At 69.4% G+C, this 16,187-nt stretch carries 14 protein-coding genes, 1 tRNA gene and 1 pseudogene; 8 read left to right on the top strand and 8 right to left on the bottom strand.

The features are described 5' to 3' along the window. Positions 1–33: 33 nt before the first annotated feature. Positions 34–765: an SGNH/GDSL hydrolase family protein gene (locus tag E3O23_RS03030; RefSeq protein WP_134488054.1), complete on the bottom strand. Its 732-nt coding sequence runs from the start codon at positions 763–765 to the stop codon at positions 34–36. Positions 766–919: 154 nt separating this feature from the next. Between E3O23_RS03030 and E3O23_RS03025 the strand changes: the two genes are divergently transcribed. Continuing rightward, a complete protein-coding gene (locus E3O23_RS03025) occupies positions 920–1,942 on the top strand; it encodes an LCP family protein (protein ID WP_166790388.1) in 1,023 nt (340 codons plus the stop codon). Between the two features lie 111 nt (positions 1,943–2,053). Further along, on the top strand, positions 2,054–2,626 hold the full coding sequence (locus E3O23_RS03020; RefSeq protein ID WP_134488050.1) for a hypothetical protein: 573 nt from the start codon (positions 2,054–2,056) through the stop codon (positions 2,624–2,626). A gap of 85 nt (positions 2,627–2,711) precedes the next feature. Here E3O23_RS03020 and E3O23_RS03015 read toward each other — a convergent pair whose 3' ends face one another. The 3 genes from E3O23_RS03015 to E3O23_RS03005 all read right to left on the bottom strand — a co-directional run bounded on the left by E3O23_RS03015 (position 2,712) and on the right by E3O23_RS03005 (position 5,513). Beyond that, positions 2,712–3,368 (bottom strand): response regulator transcription factor, encoded by a 657-nt coding sequence (locus tag E3O23_RS03015; protein ID WP_134488048.1) that lies wholly within the window; start codon positions 3,366–3,368, stop codon positions 2,712–2,714. A gap of 10 nt (positions 3,369–3,378) precedes the next feature. Beyond that, positions 3,379–4,971, bottom strand: coding sequence for a sensor histidine kinase (locus E3O23_RS03010; RefSeq protein ID WP_134488046.1), 1,593 nt, complete (start codon positions 4,969–4,971; stop codon positions 3,379–3,381). A gap of 83 nt (positions 4,972–5,054) precedes the next feature. Next, positions 5,055–5,513: a VanZ family protein gene (locus tag E3O23_RS03005; protein WP_134488044.1), complete on the bottom strand. Its 459-nt coding sequence runs from the start codon at positions 5,511–5,513 to the stop codon at positions 5,055–5,057. Between the two features lie 164 nt (positions 5,514–5,677). Here E3O23_RS03005 and E3O23_RS03000 point away from each other — a divergent pair, with 164 nt between their 5' ends. Together E3O23_RS03000 and E3O23_RS02995 are read left to right on the top strand one after the other, a co-directional pair. Continuing rightward, positions 5,678–6,709: an LLM class flavin-dependent oxidoreductase gene (locus E3O23_RS03000; RefSeq protein ID WP_134488042.1), complete on the top strand. Its 1,032-nt coding sequence runs from the start codon at positions 5,678–5,680 to the stop codon at positions 6,707–6,709. A 142-nt stretch (positions 6,710–6,851) separates the two neighbouring features. Then, a complete protein-coding gene (locus E3O23_RS02995) occupies positions 6,852–7,766 on the top strand; it encodes a hypothetical protein (RefSeq protein WP_134488040.1) in 915 nt (304 codons plus the stop codon). A gap of 132 nt (positions 7,767–7,898) precedes the next feature. On the opposite strand, the gene E3O23_RS02990 is transcribed toward E3O23_RS02995, so the two are convergent. From E3O23_RS02990 to E3O23_RS02980, 3 genes are all read right to left on the bottom strand, one after another. Next, positions 7,899–7,972 (bottom strand) — tRNA-Pro (locus E3O23_RS02990). Between the two features lie 78 nt (positions 7,973–8,050). Then, entirely contained in the window at positions 8,051–9,022 is a 972-nt protein-coding gene (locus tag E3O23_RS02985) for a metallophosphoesterase (protein WP_134488038.1), read from the bottom strand. Next, complete coding sequence (locus tag E3O23_RS02980) at positions 9,019–11,574, bottom strand: transglycosylase domain-containing protein (protein WP_134488036.1); 2,556 nt, start codon at positions 11,572–11,574, stop codon at positions 9,019–9,021. The genes E3O23_RS02985 and E3O23_RS02980 overlap by 4 nt, the downstream gene beginning before the upstream one ends. 50 nt (positions 11,575–11,624) lie before the next feature. Here E3O23_RS02980 and E3O23_RS17980 point away from each other — a divergent pair, with 50 nt between their 5' ends. Together E3O23_RS17980 and E3O23_RS02975 are read left to right on the top strand one after the other, a co-directional pair. After that, positions 11,625–11,792, top strand: a complete 168-nt coding sequence (locus E3O23_RS17980) for a Sp36 family protein (protein ID WP_166790387.1) — start codon at positions 11,625–11,627, stop codon at positions 11,790–11,792. Positions 11,793–11,794: 2 nt separating this feature from the next. Then, positions 11,795–12,265 (top strand): RidA family protein, encoded by a 471-nt coding sequence (locus E3O23_RS02975; RefSeq protein WP_134488034.1) that lies wholly within the window; start codon positions 11,795–11,797, stop codon positions 12,263–12,265. A 114-nt stretch (positions 12,266–12,379) separates the two neighbouring features. Here the strand turns inward: E3O23_RS02975 and acs are convergent, their stop codons facing one another. Continuing rightward, a complete protein-coding gene (gene acs / locus E3O23_RS02970) occupies positions 12,380–14,332 on the bottom strand; it encodes an acetate--CoA ligase (RefSeq protein WP_134488032.1) in 1,953 nt (650 codons plus the stop codon). Positions 14,333–14,861: 529 nt separating this feature from the next. On the opposite strand from acs, the gene E3O23_RS02965 reads away from it, so the two are divergent. Together E3O23_RS02965 and E3O23_RS02960 are read left to right on the top strand one after the other, a co-directional pair. Then, positions 14,862–15,959 (top strand): TadA family conjugal transfer-associated ATPase, encoded by a 1,098-nt coding sequence (locus E3O23_RS02965; protein ID WP_134488030.1) that lies wholly within the window; start codon positions 14,862–14,864, stop codon positions 15,957–15,959. Then, positions 15,956–16,187: pseudogene (locus E3O23_RS02960) on the top strand (hypothetical protein); the annotation flags it as partial. The gene E3O23_RS02965 and the pseudogene E3O23_RS02960, both read left to right, overlap by 4 nt.

Raw genomic sequence — 16,187 nt, 5'->3', positions numbered from 1 at the left:
ATCCGACCAGGCTGGGCGTGGGCCGTATGGTTCCTAGGCCGGACTCTCGCGCTCGCCGGGGCGCTCGACCCCGAGCGGGCCGACCATGCTGTCGGCCAGCAACCCCGCCCAGTGGCGGTAATCCTCCGCGGTGCGGAACCGGTCGGACGGGACGCCCGGCCGCGCCGTCAACGGAACGAACGTCGTGCGGGGCAGCGACCGGCACAGCACCGCCGTGGTCTGGTTGAGGAGCTGCGCGTGGCGTTCGGCGATGGAGCCGAGCGGCCCGTCGAAGACGGGGACGGCTCGAATCGGCTGGACGCCCATCATGAAGACCTGAGTGCTGCGCGAGGAGCCGCGCACGAGCATCCGCAGGAAGGCGGACAGGTCGCGGCGCCAGGCGCGCACCGAGGTGAGGGTCAGCGCGTCGTTGCCGCCGAGGGTGACGACGATGGCGTCGTAGCGGCTCAGATCGTGGTCGCGGAGGTCCGCCACGGCGGATCGGGCGGTCGAATGCGGATTGAAGATGGCGTCGACCTCCACTCCGCGCCTGGTGCGGGCCGACAGCGCCCGGGCGAGTGAGCCCGGCAGCCCGAGATCGTGGCTGAGCACGCCCCAGCCGACCGCCGGACCGCTGCCGAAGACGAGCACTCGGTCGCTGTCAATGCCCGCCGACCGCGCGTGCGGGGCATCCGTCGGCCGTGGCACGTGCCCGAGCCCCGCGCCCGCCCGGGCGGCCCAGGCCCGCATGACCGGCACCAGCGCCCAGCGTATGAACTCCCCCATCGCTTGCCCTCCGACCGTTCCGAGGCCGAGTCCTCATTTTCCGAATCCAGTCTATTGGCCGACCGTCCTGCCGGCGGTAGCTCCGTTTCGCCCCGTGACAGGCCGGGCTATATTAAGGTCACAATTTTCCCGTCCGGTTCCAGGAGGCCATCCGATGGCTGCAGTTGCACCGCGCTCGCGCCGGCGACGGGTCTGGCGGATCGCATCCGTCGCCGTCACCGTGCTGGTCCTCGGCGTGGCCGGGGTGGCCGGCGTCAGCGCCTGGAATCTCAGCCAGACTTTCGATAGCCAGGTCGAGAAGATTCCCGGCGCGTTCCCGACGAACCAGGCGACCCGGCCGCGAGCGCTCGAGGGGGAGGCGGCGAAGGCGCAGAACATCCTGTTCCTCGGCTCGGACACGCGCGGCACGAAGCGGCAGTCGCTGGCAGGGCTCAGCGGCCAGCGGTCCGACACGATCATGGTCGTGCACATCCCGGCCGACCGGCAGAATGTCCAGGTCATGTCGATCATGCGTGACAGCTGGCTGAAGATCCCCGGCCACGGCGAGGCGAAGGTCAACGCGGCCCTGTCCTGGGGCGGCGTCCCGCTCGCCGTCGAGACCATCGAGGGCCTGCTCGGCGTGCGGATCGACCACGTCGCCGTGATCGACTTCGAGGGTTTCAAGGGCGTCACGGATGCCCTCGGCGGCGTCGACCTCACCAACCCGGTCGGCTTCTCCGCCACCCACTTCAAGGCGCGCTACTTCGCTAAGGGGCCCCTGCATCTGGACGGCGCCGAAGCGCTCGCCTTCGTTCGGGAGCGGTACGCCTTCCGGGACGGCGACTTCCAGCGCGTACGCAACCAACAGCTGCTGATCAAGGCCCTCCTGACCAGCATCCTGGCCCGGCAGGCCCTGGTCAGCCCGGGCAAGATCGGCACGCTGGTCAGCGCGGTGACCCCGCACCTCGCCGTGGATGACGGGCTGACCCTGGCCTACATGGCCGCAACCGGCGTGGAGCTGCGCGACATCCGCGCCGACGACGTCACGTTCTTCACCATGCCGACGAGCGGTACCGGCTCCTCGCCGGACGGGCAGTCGATCGTGAACATCGACTGGGGGAAGTTCGAGGCGGTGCGCACGGCATTCCGCACCGACACCGTCGACGCCTACAAGCCGGAGCTGCAAACGATCGGCTGAGACCACGCGCGGCGAATGAGAATTCTCTCATCCGACTCTCCGGGTGAACTCATAACCTGTCGCCAGTGTTGCATCAACGAACCAGCGGGTTCCGGTAACGAGGGGCGCACCATGAAGAAGTCAACGAAGCTGATCATGACCGGGGCAGCGAGCCTGCTCGGAGTCGCCCTGGCCGCCGGCGGCGCGTACGCCACCACCGGATCCCTGGATGTCCCGGGCGAGGTCGTGCCGGTAAGCGGCGTCGGGCCGGCCTCCGAACACGCCAGCGAGAACGGCCTTGAGCACGCGAACCCGAACGCCCACGGGCTGTTCGGCTGGGGCACGGAATCCACCGATGCGCCGGAGGACGAGGCGCCGGGCGCCGAAGACAAGGCCGACAAGGCCGCCAGGGACGCCGCCAAGGATGCCGCCCGGGCAGCCAGGGATGCCGCCAAGGCGGAGAAGCACTCGTCGTCCGTCGAGGACGACGCCGACGACGCCGGCGAGAACGAGTCGGAATCCGACTCCTCGGACCACGTTGAGGCCGTCGAACCTGGCGACGCGGTCGAGGTCGAGGTCGAAGACGACTCCGACGAGGCCGACCACTCCGACGACGCGGATCACTCCGACGACTCAGAGGACTCAGGCGACTCGCACGACTCCGGTGGTTCGGAGTCGGACAAGTCGGGCGAGTCCGACCACTAACCCCCACACACTCTGTCGGCGCCCCCCTGCCGGCAGTACCCAGAGCCGGGGAGCGTCCATCGGGTTGGACGCTCCCCGGCTTCTTCTATTTCAGGCGGTAGCCCATGCCGCGGACGGTCTCGATCCGGTCGGCGCCGATCTTCGCGCGCAGGTACCGCACGTACACCTCGACCACGTTCGAGCCGGGGTCGTAGTCCAGGCCCCAGACGCGGCTGAGGAGCTGTTCCCGGCTGAGCACCTGGTCGGGGTGCCGGATGAACTCCTCGGCCAGGCCGAATTCTCGCGCCGAGAGGTCGACGGCGGTGCCGGCCACCCGGATCCGCCGGGTCCGGAGGTCGAGTTCGAGGTCGCCCGTCGTCAGCGTCCCGGGGTCTTCCGGGCGGGCATCCGTCAACCGCAGCCGCACGCGGGCCAGCAGTTCGTCGAAGCGGAAGGGCTTGGACATGTAGTCGTTGGCGCCGCCCTCGAGCCCGCGCAGGGTGTCGCCGGCCGAGTCGCGGGCGGTGAGCATGATCACGGCGATCCGGTTGCCCTCCCCGCGGAGGGTCTCGAGGATGTCGAAGCCGTCGAGGCCCGGCAGCCCGACGTCGAGCACCATCAGGTCGTACTGTCCGGTCTCGGCCTCGGCGAGGGCCCTCCGGCCGTCGCCGGCGATCGTCACCTGGAAACCGGCCGCACGCAGCCCTTTCTCGACGAATGACGCGATGCGCGACTCGTCCTCGGCGATGAGAATCCTGGTCACCTGGTGCTCCCTATGCTTCTGCGCCGACGAGGGCGTCGGGGATTGCCGCCTCGGCGACGAGTGGAATGCTGATCGTGAAGACGGATCCCGTGCCGGGGGCGCTCTCCAGCAACACGGAGCCCCCGTGGGCCTCGGCTATCGCCGACACGATCGACAGGCCGAGTCCCGAGCCGGGGACCCGGCGGCTCGATTCGAGCCGGCGGAAGCGCTCGAAGATGCGCTCCTGCTCGTCGGCGGCGATGCCGGGGCCGGAGTCGCGCACGGACAGGTTGAGCCGGGGTCCCGCCGGGGTCTCGGCGACGTCGGAGAGGATGCTGATCGGGGCCCCCGGGGTCGAGTATTTCGCCGCGTTGTCGGCGAGCTGCAACCAGGCCTGGGTGATCCGGCGGGAGTCTATCCGGGCGAACACGGTCGCGGACTCGGCCTGCCAGGTGCGCGTCGGGTCGAGCGCGGAGGCCTTCGCGCCGACGAAGGCGGTTAGCGACTCGATGTCGACCTCGGCCGGTTCGACGAAGTTCGGCGCCGACGACGACGCCAGGAGGGAGATCTCGGAGACGAGCGTGGACATCCGGTCGAGTTCGTCGATGGCGAGGTCCCTGGTCGCCTCGACTTCTCGAGCGTTGGCCGTGTCGAGCAGTTCGAGGTGGCCGCGGATGATCGTGATCGGCGTCTTGAGTTCGTGGCCGATGTCATCCAGCAGCCGGCGCTGGCTGATCGACGACGCCTGGAGGCGGTCGAACATGCCGTTGATGGCCGTGGCCAGTTCGGACACGTCGTCGTGGCCGGTGACCGGCACGCGCTCGGTGAGATCGGCGGCGTTGGTGCTGCCGGCGGCGGCATCCCGCAGCAGCCGGATCGGTCGGAGCAGCCTCCCGGCCACGAACCAGGCGACCAGCCCGACGACGATCAGGGCGGCCAGCGCCACTCGCAGGAAGGTCTGGAAGGAGTCGGCGACCAGGCCGAGTTCCGCGTCGAGATCGAACGCGGCGACGTAGAGGCCCGAGCTCGGGTCGCCGGCGGCGCTGACCGGCACGATCAGGTAACGCAGGGTCCGGTCCGTGCTCTTCGCCGTGCCGATCACGACCTGGCTCGGATCGGCCTCGTCCAGGACCCGCGCGACGAAGGCGGCGTCCTTGTCCAGCCGGAAGGGCAGGTTCGCCGCCGGCACCAGGGCCGGCTTGCCGTCGATCAGGCCGAGGACGCTCTCGTTCGCGGCCGGGATGACCTGCTTCATGGCCACCCGGAGAATGGCATCCACGCTGGCCAGCGGCGTGGGCGCGGCGGCGCTCGTCGCGGCTGCGGTGGTCTCGGTGGCGGTGGTCGCGGCGGTGGCGTCGGTGCGGGCGCCGCCGGCAGCGTCGCTGTCGGTGGTCGCGCCGGAGGCGATGGCCTTCAGGTCGGGGACGGTGCGCAGCAGCCGTGCGTCGATGCCGGCGACCACGCCCTCGCGCTGCACGAGGTACGCCGCGACTCCGGAGGCGGCGAGGCCCAGCGCCGCGACGGCCAGGATCGAAACCACGATCCGCGACCGCACCGACAACGTGCGGTGCCGCCCGGTGCGCTGATCGCCGCCCGGCGGACGACGGACGCGCGCGTTGGCCATTCCCCCAGTATCCGCCGCGGCACCCCGTCCGCCGGGGATCGACGCTCCGATGGTGGCCAACTCGGGAGATCTGGCGGCCGGCCCTACAGGTGGCGGTTGGCCGGCACGCCGAGGGCGAGCAGTAGCAGCACTGCCGCTATCGCCCCGGCGGTGGCGCCCGCAGTGTTCGCGACGACGTCATTGACCGTCGCGAACCGGGCCGGGAGGAACGCGAGCTGGCCGATCTCGATCGCGCAGCTGGCGGTGAATCCGACGAACAGCCCGAGCCACCAGCGGCGCGCGCCGGCGAGGATCACCACGAAGAGCCCGACCGGGAAGAACAGCGCGATGTTCGCGCCGAATTCGATCGCGTCGTACTGCATCCAGAGCGGCGCCCCGTGCCGCTGGAGCCAGCCGACGAAAGAGCCGAGCAGTTGCTCGGCGTCCCGGTCGACGGGGGCGGGCCAGAACGCGATCAAGGCGAGCACGACCAGGTAGGCGAAGGTCAGGAACAGCGTTGTGCGGTGGAGCGCTGTGCGCTGCATCACGTCGGCACTGCTCACTCAATCACCTCACCCGTCGCAGAGGCCCGCTCCGCTCCGGTGGCGCAGCTGAAACCGCATCACCGTCGATCGCCCCATACTAGTCACGGATCCGATGTGAACGCCGCCCGGCCCATCGGTCGCTGCCGGGAATCAACACGTCGGGCCCGGGGTTGCACCGAGGGATGAAAACTCTACCGATCAACGTGCTCGACCTGGCCAGCCGCCCCGCCAGCGGAACCAACGCGGAGGCCGTGGCCGGCAGCATCCGCCTCGCCCAGGCCGCGGAAAACCTCGGCTACGACCGGTTCTGGGTCGCCGAGCACCACAACATGCCGGCGATCGCCTCGAGCGCGCCGCCGGTGCTGATCGCTGGCATCGCGGCCCGCACCGAACGCATCCGGGTCGGCTCGGGCGGCGTCATGCTGCCCAACCACGCCCCGCTCGTCGTTGCCGAGCAGTTCGGCACCCTGCGCGCCCTGTACGGCGACCGGATCGACCTCGGGATCGGCCGGGCTCCCGGCACGGATGGCGCCACCGCGATGGCCCTGCGGCGCAGCACCGAGGGGCTCGGCGTCGACGACTTCCCGCAGCAGCTCGTGGACCTGATCGGCTTCTTCCACGGTGGGATGGCGGACGCCAACCCGATGCGCAGCATCACCGCCTACCCCGGGCTCGGCGACGCCCCGCAGATGTGGCTCCTCGGCTCCAGCGGCTTCAGCGCCCAGGTCGCCGCAGCGCTTGGGCTGCCGTTCGCCTTCGCCCACCACTTCGCCGGCGACAACACGGAGGCGGCGCTCGCCATCTACCGCGAGCGGTTCGAGCCCAGCCGGTTCCTCGACGCGCCGTACACGATGATCGCCGTCGGCCTCGTCAGCGACGACGACCCCGAGGTGGTGCGCCGGGAGTCGCTGCCAGGGCTGCTCACCTTCCTCCGGATGCGGCAGGGCCAGAAGCCCGAGCCCGTGTCGATCGCGGAGGCCCTGGCCTACGAGTTCTCGACGCTGGAGCGGGACTTCATCGAGGCCCGGAACCGGCGCCAGGCGGTCGGCACCCCGGCCGAGGTGGACGCCAAACTGACCGCGCTGCTCGATTCGACCGGCGCGGACGAGCTGATGCTCAGCTCGCAGGCCTCGACGATCGAGGGCCGCATCCGCTCGCTCGAAATCGTGGCGGGCCTGCGCGCCGCGGCGCCCGCGCCGGCCCTCGCCCGGTAGCTCTGTTTTTTCCTCGCGAGGGGTCGCAAATCGACCTTCCCCGGCCCAACGAAGGTCGATATGCGACCCCTCACGCGCCGGCCGGCGCCGATGCTGTGGATAACCCCGACCACGGCGGAGCCGGATGCGGCACTCTGGGCGCGTGGCCTCCCGACTTCCGCTCCCGGCCGAGTTCCGCGACGGCTCCTTCACCACCCGAACGGCGGCCGATCACGGCATCGGCGAGGGTCGGCTGCGCGGTCCGGACCTCGCCCGGCCGTTCCACAGCATCCGCTCGCCGGCCGCCCCGGTCTCGGTGAGCGAGCGGGCCGAGGCGCTCCAACTGCGGATGCCGGACGCCGCGTTCTTCTGCACGGTCACGGCCGCGCTGATCATGGGCATCCCGCTCCCGCCGAGGCTGGCCCTGGCGCCGCAGCTCCACGTCGGCATGCCGGCGCCGATGCGCGCCTGCCGGGCCGTGGGATCCATCGGTCACAAGCTTCAACTCGACATCGATGACGTGGGCGAGTGGCTCGGACTGCGGCTCACGACGGCCGCGCGCACGTGGTGCGACCTCGCAGCGGTCCTCGATGTCGAGGACCTCGTCGCCGCGGGGGACTACATCATCCACCACCGGCATCCGCTCGCCGGCCGCGCGGACCTGGCGGCCGCCGCCGCGCGCCACCCGGCCCGACGCGGGCGGGCGCGCCTGCTCGAGGCGCTGGGGCTGCTCGACGAACGGGCCGAGTCACCGCCCGAGTCGGTCATCCGGGTGACGATCGTGCGCGCCGGCATCCTCGGCCTGGAGGTGAACCATCCGATCACAGACGCGTTCGGCCGGGTCATCGCCCGGGCCGACCTCTGCTTCCCCGCGCACCGGGTCATCTTCGAGTACCAGGGCGATTACCACCGCAGCGAGCCGGACCGGTGGCGCAAGGACCGCACCAGGGTTGCCCGGCTCCCCGCGGCTGGCTGGCACGTCGTCGAAATCGCCGCCGACGAACTCGCCGACCGACGGATGCTCCTGTGCCTGATCCGGGACACCCTCACGCTGCACCCGCCGGCATCCCTCCGCTGAGGGAGCGCTGAGAGAGCGCTGAGGGGTCGCAAATCGACCTTCCCCGGCCCAACGAAGGTCGATATGCGACCCCTCACGGGGTAGAACGAGAGGAAGGGCCACACGATGTGTGGCCCTTCCTCTGTGCTGCTGTCGGGGTAACAGGATTTGAACCTGCGACCTCGTCGTCCCGAACGACGCGCGCTACCAAGCTGCGCCATACCCCGATGGCCCGTGGGCCTCCACAAGTATAGATCGAAAATCGGGCGCCCGCTGACGGGGCCCGGGAGCCCCGTGGATCGGCCCTACGCGCCGACGAGGGTGAGCAGGGTCGCCTCGGGCGGGCAGGCGAACCGCACGGGGGCGTAGATCGACGTGCCGAGGCCGGCCGACACGTGCAGGTACGACGTGTGCAGGCCGGAGTCCCACAGGCTCAGGCCCTTGACCTGGGCGCGCGGGATGTCGCAGTTCGTGACGAGCGCGCCGAAGCCGGGCACGCAGACCTGGCCGCCGTGGGTGTGCCCGGCGAGGATCAGCTGCGCGCCGTGGTTCACGAAGGAGTTGAGCACCCGCTGGTACGGCGCGTGGGTGACGCCGATCGTGACGGTGGGGCGCGGGTCGGGCGCCTGCTCCGGGTCGGGCCAGGTCTCCTCGGCGAGCGGGTCGTTCGCGCGCAGGTCGTCGATCGCCCGGGTGATGAGGTCGAGCCGGTCCAGGCCGTGGTGCGGGTCGTCGACCCCGAAGAACTCGAGGCGGGTCCCGTTCAACTCGAGCGCGGCAGCCGCGTTGTCGATGTCGGTCCAGCCGAGGTCGGCGAAGACGTCGTGCAGGGTGCCGATGTCGAGCGCGCGCGGCTCCGTCTGGCGGCGGACGGACGGGCCGCCGAAGTACTTGAGCGGGTTGAGGGGGCGCGGGCCGACGTAGTCGTTCGAGCCGTTCACGAAGACCCCGGGGATGCCGCTGAACGGAGCCAGGGCGTACTCGACGCCGCGGATCCCGTCTTCGTGGCCGAGGTTGTCACCCGTGTTGACGATCAGGTCGGGCTTCAGCTCGGCCAGGCCGCGAATCCACTCCTGCTTCTCGGTCTGCCACGGGGCCATGTGCAGGTCGGACAGGTGCAGCACCCGGATCGGGTCGGAGCCCGGCGCGAGCACCGGGACGTCGATCTCGCGCAGCGTGAACCGCTTGCGTTCGACCAGGGCGCCCCAGGCGAACGCGGCCAGGCCGGCCGCGCCTAAGGCGACGGCGGTCGATCCGACGAGGCGCCCCCGGGTCATGGCTTCTTGCCGGGGTCGGCGCCGAGCTTGCCGATGACGATGGTCACCTTGCCGCCCGGTTTCATCCCGGTTCCCGCGCCCGGATCCATCGAGATCACCTTGCCCACCTGCGACGGATCGGTGACATCCTGTTCCTTCTTGTCGACCGCGAAGCCCGCTAGTGCGGCCGTCGCCTCCGCCTCGGTCTTCCCGACGACATCCGGCAGCACCTTGAGCGTGGCGTTGCTCGTGTACACGGTGATGGTGGATCCGCGGCCGGTGCGGGTTCCGCCGGCCGGGTCGGTGCCCGCCACGGTGCCGGCGGGCATTTCGGAGTCGATGACGCCGCCGTCGACGGAGTCGAAGCCTGCGCCGGTGAGGATGGCCTGCGCTTCCTCCATCGACTTGCCGCGCACGTCGGGGACGGTCACCTGGGGCGCCTGGATCGTCTTGAACGACGGTTCGGGGAAGGAGTCTCCGCCGTACTTGGCGTTCGCAACCGACATGATGTCCGGCCACATCTTGTGGCGCGCGTCAGAGACCCTCTCGCCATTGTCGAACCACATTTTCCGCTGGCTGAGCTTCCCGGTGACACTGACCACGCCGACCACCGTGGCCACCTTGGACGAGGCGCCGCTCATCCAGGTGTCCTTGGCGCCGTCGGTGGTTCCGGTCTTGCCGATCATCGGCACGTGCGGGTAGGTGTTGTTATTGGAGGCCTGGCCGGTGCCTCCGGACATCACGCGTTGCATCGCGTAGGTCATCCCCGCTGCGACATCCGGTGTCACGGACTGCGTGCACTTCGACTTCGGAACCGGAATGTCGTCGCCGGTCGGCCCGGTGATCCTGTCGATCACGATCGGGGAGCAGGTCTTGCCCTTGTTCGCGATCCCGGCGAAGGCGACGGCCATCGACAGCGGCGCGATCTCGTTCGTTCCGAGAACCGCACTGGCACCCTTCTCAAGGTCCTTATTGTCGGCGCGGTGCACGCCGAACGACTCGGCGGTGTTTCTGATGCCGCAGAGGTCGAGCTTTTTGGCCATCCCAATGAAGCCCGTATTGATGGAGCCGACCGTTGACTGGAGGGCGCTGTAGTTAGTGCCGGCCTCGTTCGCGTCGTTGCGCGGGTTGAATCCGGGGAAGCTCGTGGGACCGTCGCAGCTGTCCTGGAACGTTCCCCAGTCGGCCTTGCGGCGGGAGTCGGCGCGCTCATTGAGCGTGTGCCCCTCCTTGAGCCATTCGGCGAGGGTGAAGACCTTGTACGTGGATCCGGGCTGGAAACCGAGCGAGCCGCCGTCGGACTTGTCGGTGTTGTAGTTCAGGCCGGAGTAGTTGCGGCCGGTTGCCTGGACGGCCGGGTCCTGGCTGTAATCCTTGTTCTGAGCCATCGCGAGCACGCGGCCGGTGCCGACCTGGACGCTCGACACAACGGCACCGACGTCGCCGCCGCTCCAGACCTTGGGGACGTGCTTGTCCAGTGTGTCGACCGCGGCCTGGTGCAGGTCGAGGTCAAGTGTGGTGTAAACGTCGTATCCGCCGCGTCGGAAGTTGAGCAGCCGCTTCTCCCTGTCCTCGCCGAACGTCGGGTTGTTGAGGAGGGTCTTGGTGACGTAGTCGCAGAAATAAGCCCGGTTGCCCGCCGTCTTGCAGCCCGTGCTCGGCTCGGTGATCTTGGGCTCGATCTTGGTGGCCACGGCCGCGTCGTAGTCCTTCTTCGAGACCTTCTTGTGCTTGAGCATCTCGCCGAGGATGTAGTCCCGGCGTTCCTTGTTGGCCGCGTAGCCGTTGGCGGCGCCGTTGGTCTCGCTATTGGGGCGGTCGAGCTGGAACTTGACCGGGTTGTTCACGATGGCGACCAGGCTCGCGGCCATCGGCAGCGACAGCTTCGCGGCGCTGATGCCGAAGTAGTAGTTGGATGCGGCCTCGATGCCGTAAACCGTTCCGCCGAAGCCCGTGATGTTCAGGTACTGGCGGAGGATGTCGTTCTTCTCGTACTTCTTCTCCACGCCGATCGCAAGGCGCATCTCCTTGAGTTTGCGGTCAGGCGTCGCCTTCGTGGCGGTGCTGTAGCAAGCCTCCTGCTTCTTCTTGTCGTTGATTACCTCGCACTTCTGCACGAGGACGTTCTTGACGTACTGCTGCGTGATGGAGGACCCACCCCCGCCCTGTGCTCCAGCGACGCTCTTCACCGTCGCGCGCAGGGTGCCCTGCAGGTCGACGCCGTTGTGCTGGTAGAAGCGCGGGTCCTCACCGGCGATGGCGGCATCCTTAACGTACTGGCTGATCGAATCCCACTCGACTTCGACCCGGTTCTGGTCGTAGAAGGAGGCAAGCAAGACCGGTTTCTTGTCGGACCCGGTGGCGTAAATGTTGCTCTTCTGGGACAGCTGGTCGATGGCCAGGTAGTCCGGAAGGTTCTCGAAGACGTTGATCGTGTTGGTCGCGGCCATGCCGGAAACGGCGATCGCGGGCGTGATGGCGGCGGTGACCAGAACACCGGCGACAGCACTCATGGCGACAAAACCGATGAAGCCGCCGAGAGCTCCGCTAACCGTTCGTTTTTTGGCAGACATAGACTTGAGCGTAAGGGACAAAACTGAAAAACCGCCTGAATCGGAGACACATGCCAGCCTGGGAGTACCTCACAACGCCGCTGATGATCCACAACACAGCCGCAATCCTCAACAACTGGGGCTCTGATCGCTGGGAGCTCGTGCAGGTCGTCACAGGTCCGGAAGGCGGGCTCGTCGCCTACCTCAAGCGCCCGGTCGCCGGGTCGGAAGGAGCATGACCATGTCGCAGATTGAGGCACGCCTGGCCGAGCTGGGCATCGATCTTCCCTCCGTTGTTCCGCCGGTCGCCGCGTACGTTCCGGCCGTCGTCGCCGGGGCGCTCGTCTTCACCTCCGGCCAGCTGCCGATGGTGTCGGGCGCCATGGCCGCCACCGGCAAGGTCGGCGACGGGCATGGGCTCGTTCCCGCCGCCGACGCCAAGGAGTACGCCCGCATCGCGGCGCTCAACGGCCTGGCCGCGATCAAGGCGGTGATCGGGTCGCTCGACCGGATCACGCAGGTCGTCAAGGTCACCGGATTCGTCGCATCCGACCCGTCATTCACCGGCCAGCCCGGCGTGATCAACGGGGCCTCCGAGGTGCTCGGCGAGATCTTCGGCGAGCTCGGCCGGCACGCCCGGTCGGCCGTCGGCGTCGCCGTGCTGCCGCTGGATGCCCCGGTCGAGGTCGAGCTGGTCGTCGCCTTCGCCTAACCGGTCTCGACAGGCTCGACCACCGGATCGGTGATCGAGCCTGTCGCGGTGATCGAGCTTGTCGCGGTGATCGAGCTTGTCGCGGTGATCGAGCTTGTCGAGATCCCGGCGGGGCTACTTCATCGTGTTGCTGATCGACTGCATCACCATCGTGTCGGCGAGCGTAGTCACGTCGCCGATCTCGCGGCCCTCCGCGACATCCCGCAGCAGGCGTCGCATGATCTTGCCCGAACGCGTCTTCGGCAGCTCCTTCACGATGAAGATGTGCTTCGGACGGGCGATCGCACCGATCTGCTGGGCGACGTGGGCGCGCAGGGTCGCCGCGATGTCCGCGTGCGAGGTGTCGTCGAGGTGGCTGAACTTGATGATCACGAACGCCACGACCGCCTGGCCGGTGACCTCGTCCGAGGCGCCCACGACGGCGGCCTCCGCCGTCATCGGATGCGCGACCAGCGACGACTCGATCTCCGCCGTTGACAGCCGGTGGCCCGACACGTTCATCACGTCGTCGACCCGGCCGAGCAGCCAGATGTCGCCCTCCTCGTCGAGGCGGGCGCCGTCGCCGGCGAAGTAGAGCGCCTTGTTGCCGAACTTGTCCCAGTAGGTCTCCTTGAAGCGCTCCGGGTCGCCCCAGATTCCGCGGAGCATCCCCGGCCAGGGTTCGGTCACGACGAGCAGGCCGCCGTTGCCGTGGCCGACGTGCTTGCCGTCGTCGTCGAGCACGTCGATCGAGACACCCGGGATCGGCACCTGCGCCGCGCCGGGTTTGGTGGTCGTGAGCCCCGGGAGCGCGGAAATCATGATCCCGCCGGTCTCGGTCTGCCACCAGGTGTCCACGACCGGGGCCTTGTTGCCGCCGATGACCTCGCGGTACCACATCCACGCCTCCGGGTTGATCGGCTCACCGACCGACCCGAGCACCCGCAGGCTGGACAGGTCGAACTTCTGCGGGATCTGGCGACCCAGCTTCATAAACGTGCGGATGGCCGTGGGCGCCGTGTACAGGATGGTCACCTTGTACTTCTCGATGAGCTCCCACCAGCGGCCGGGGTGCGGCGTGTCCGGCGTGCCCTCGTAGAGAACCTGGGTGGCGCCGTTGGCGAGCGGGCCGTAGGTCACGTAGCTGTGGCCGGTGATCCAGCCGATGTCGGCCGTGCACCAGTAGACGTCCGTCTCGGGGCGCAGGTCGAACACGTTCTTGTGCGTGAACGCGGCCTGGGTGAGGTAGCCGCCGGTCGTGTGCAGGATGCCCTTGGGCTTGCCGGTCGTGCCCGAGGTGTACAGGATGAACAACGGGTTCTCGGCGGCGAACGGCTGCGCCTCGTGCTCGGCGTCGACCGAGGCCAGCTCCTCGTGCCACCACAGGTCGCGTTCGTTCCAGTCCACGTCCTGCCCGGTGCGCTTGACCACGAGCACGTTGCGCACGTAGGACTCGCCGCTGGAGAGGGCTTCGTCGACGGCCGGCTTGAGCGCGGACACCTTGCCCTTGCGGTAGCCGCCGTCTGCGGTGATGACGAGCACGGCATCCGCGTCGTCGATGCGCGCGCTGATGCTCTCCGGGCTGAAGCCGCCGAAGATGACCGAGTGCACGGCGCCGACCCGGGCGATCGCCAGCATGGCGACGATGGCCTCCGGGATCATCGGCAGGTACACCGCGACCCGGTCGCCCGCGGTCACGCCGAGTTTGGTCAGCACGTTGGCGGCGCGTTTGACCTCCGCGGTCAGCTCGGCATAGGTGATGGCGCGGGTCTCGCCCGGTTCGCCTTCCCAGTACAGGGCGACGCGGTCGCCGTTGCCGGCCAGCACGTGCCGGTCGAGGCAGTTGTAGGCGACATTCAGTTCGCCGTCCTCGAACCACTTGGCGAACGGCGGGTTGGTCCAGTCGAGGGTCTTGGTGAACGGCTTGTGCCAGTGCAGGAGTTCCCGGGCCTGGTTCGCCCAGAAGCCGAGGCGGTCGGCCGCGGCATCCGTGTACAACTCCGGCGTCGCCACCGACTGCGCGGCGAACTCGGGGGTGGGCGGAAAATGGCGGGTTTCGTTGAGGAGGTGATCGATCTGGACGCTCATGGTTCTGGTGTCGCTCCTTTGCGATGAGGTGACTCAGGCGCGGTGGGGCCCCCGGAAAGTACCTTACCGCGCCGGTAGGGCCCTCGATGGGGGCGACAGCGAGGTCTCCGGAGGCCGTTGACAGGGCTCCTCGGAACCGGTTGAAACGTGTCCTCATTTATGAGGACACAGAGGACTTGCACTTCCCCCCATTTTGCGTAAACTAAGACGCGTCTGAACGAAAGTTCTGAACAGCAACGCGCATGGTTCCCCCCAATCAGCGCGTTGCCGAGGCGGCACCTGTTCCCCCCAATAGGTGCCGCCCCCCTCTTTTTAACGGCCGTCTCGGCGCGCGTCCTGATCAACCGTCATTTTTTCGCCCGCCCTCCCGGCCGACGGACCGGCAGTCTGTCCGCATGGCCCGCCCCGTCGGCTGAACGGGCCCCGAGGAGCCGGCTGCTCGTCCTCCCCAGCCCGGCCGTCGAGCGGCGGCTCACCGCTGCGGGCCCGTTGGCCCGCACCGCGGCGTAACACGGCGTAACTTCGGCGCATGCTTACCCCGTTCGTCGCCGTTCCGTCGTACGCGCCGGCGCCCCGGCAGCCCCTGAAGGGGGAGGCGCCCGACCCGGGTCGCGTAGCTGCTGCGGCCCCGGCTGCGGCCTCTGCGCCGGCCGGTGCTCCGGCCGCGGCGCTGGCCGCTGCTCCGGCCGCGGATGTCTCGGGGCTCGGTCCGCTGGCCGAATACGCGGCATCCGGACCGGTCACCGACCTGTTTGTCAACGGGGAAGCCGGGCTGTGGCTGGACGGCGGCCGGGGCCTCGTCCACGAGCCGGACTGGCACTGCGCCGAACAGCAGCTGCGCGAGCTGGCGGTCCGGCTGATCGCCCTGGGCGGACGCCACCTCGACGAGGCTAGCCCCTGCGTCGATGTGCGCCTCGCCGACGGCATCCGCGTGCACGCGGTGCTGCCGCCGGTCTCGAGCACGGGCACGCTCCTCTCGATCCGGCTTCCCAATGCCGAGCGGCTCGGCCTCGCGGCCCTGGCGGACGCCGGGCTGTTCGGTGTCGGCGAGGCCGCAGCCGCCCGGCTCGCCAGGCTGCGCGGGGCCGTGCGCGACCGGGAGAACCTGCTGATCACCGGCGCCGCCGGAAGCGGCAAGACCACGCTCCTCGCGGCACTGCTCGGTGAGGCGCCCCCCGCAGAACGGATCGTCGTGATCGAGGACGTCGCGGAACTGCGGATAGCGCACCCCCACGTCGTGGCCCTGGAGTCACGGCAGGCGAACCTCGAGGGCGCCGGCCGGATCGGCCTGCGGAGCCTGCTGCGCGAGGCGCTGCGGATGCGGCCGGACCGGCTGGTGCTCGGCGAATGCCGTGGCGAGGAGGTCCGGGAGCTGCTGGCCGCGCTGAACACCGGCCACGACGGTGGCGCCGGCACGTTGCATGCCAACTCCCTGAGGGATGTCCCGGCGCGGCTGGAGGCGCTCGGCGCGCTCGCCGGGATGAGCGCGGAGGCGGTGGCCCGGCAGACGGTCAGCGCCATCGGCCTGGTGCTTCACCTCGAACGCGCCGGCGGCTCGCGGCGGCTGGCCCAGGTCGGACGCTTCACCCTCGATGGGCGTGGCCGACTGGTCCTGGAGCCCGCGTGAGGCGGCGAGGCGACCCACCGATCGACGAGGTCGCGGCGGTGACCCAGCGGCTGGCGGTGCTGCTCACCGCGGGGGTATCCCCGGTGTCCGCCTGGACATACCTCCTGCCGGATGAGCCGGCGGTCGGGCCGGCGGGCGTGGCAACGGGCGTGGCAGCGGGCGACGTCGCTGCGCCCGAGTCGAGTGCCGCCCGGGTCGCGCGTGCCGCCGCCGCGGCGGGCCGTCGCG

Origin of the sequence: Cryobacterium tagatosivorans, assembly GCF_004402215.1 — a bacterium.
GTDB lineage: Bacteria > Actinomycetota > Actinomycetes > Actinomycetales > Microbacteriaceae > Cryobacterium > Cryobacterium tagatosivorans.
This window is presented reverse-complemented; position numbering and strand designations above follow the sequence as displayed.

Excerpts from the sequence above, each read along its gene's own strand:
- E3O23_RS03030 (WP_134488054.1), bottom strand. The coding sequence starts at position 765 with ATGGGGGAGTTCATACGCTGGGCGCTGGTGCCGGTCATGCGGGCCTGG.
- E3O23_RS03025 (WP_166790388.1), top strand. The coding sequence starts at position 920 with ATGGCTGCAGTTGCACCGCGCTCGCGCCGGCGACGGGTCTGGCGGATC.
- E3O23_RS03020 (WP_134488050.1), top strand. The coding sequence starts at position 2,054 with ATGAAGAAGTCAACGAAGCTGATCATGACCGGGGCAGCGAGCCTGCTC.
- E3O23_RS03010 (WP_134488046.1), bottom strand. The coding sequence starts at position 4,971 with ATGGCCAACGCGCGCGTCCGTCGTCCGCCGGGCGGCGATCAGCGCACC.
- E3O23_RS03000 (WP_134488042.1), top strand. The coding sequence starts at position 5,678 with ATGAAAACTCTACCGATCAACGTGCTCGACCTGGCCAGCCGCCCCGCC.
- E3O23_RS02985 (WP_134488038.1), bottom strand. The coding sequence starts at position 9,022 with ATGACCCGGGGGCGCCTCGTCGGATCGACCGCCGTCGCCTTAGGCGCG.
- E3O23_RS02980 (WP_134488036.1), bottom strand. The coding sequence starts at position 11,574 with ATGTCTGCCAAAAAACGAACGGTTAGCGGAGCTCTCGGCGGCTTCATC.
- E3O23_RS17980 (WP_166790387.1), top strand. The coding sequence starts at position 11,625 with ATGCCAGCCTGGGAGTACCTCACAACGCCGCTGATGATCCACAACACA.
- E3O23_RS02975 (WP_134488034.1), top strand. The coding sequence starts at position 11,795 with ATGTCGCAGATTGAGGCACGCCTGGCCGAGCTGGGCATCGATCTTCCC.
- acs (WP_134488032.1), bottom strand. The coding sequence starts at position 14,332 with ATGAGCGTCCAGATCGATCACCTCCTCAACGAAACCCGCCATTTTCCG.
- E3O23_RS02965 (WP_134488030.1), top strand. The coding sequence starts at position 14,862 with ATGCTTACCCCGTTCGTCGCCGTTCCGTCGTACGCGCCGGCGCCCCGG.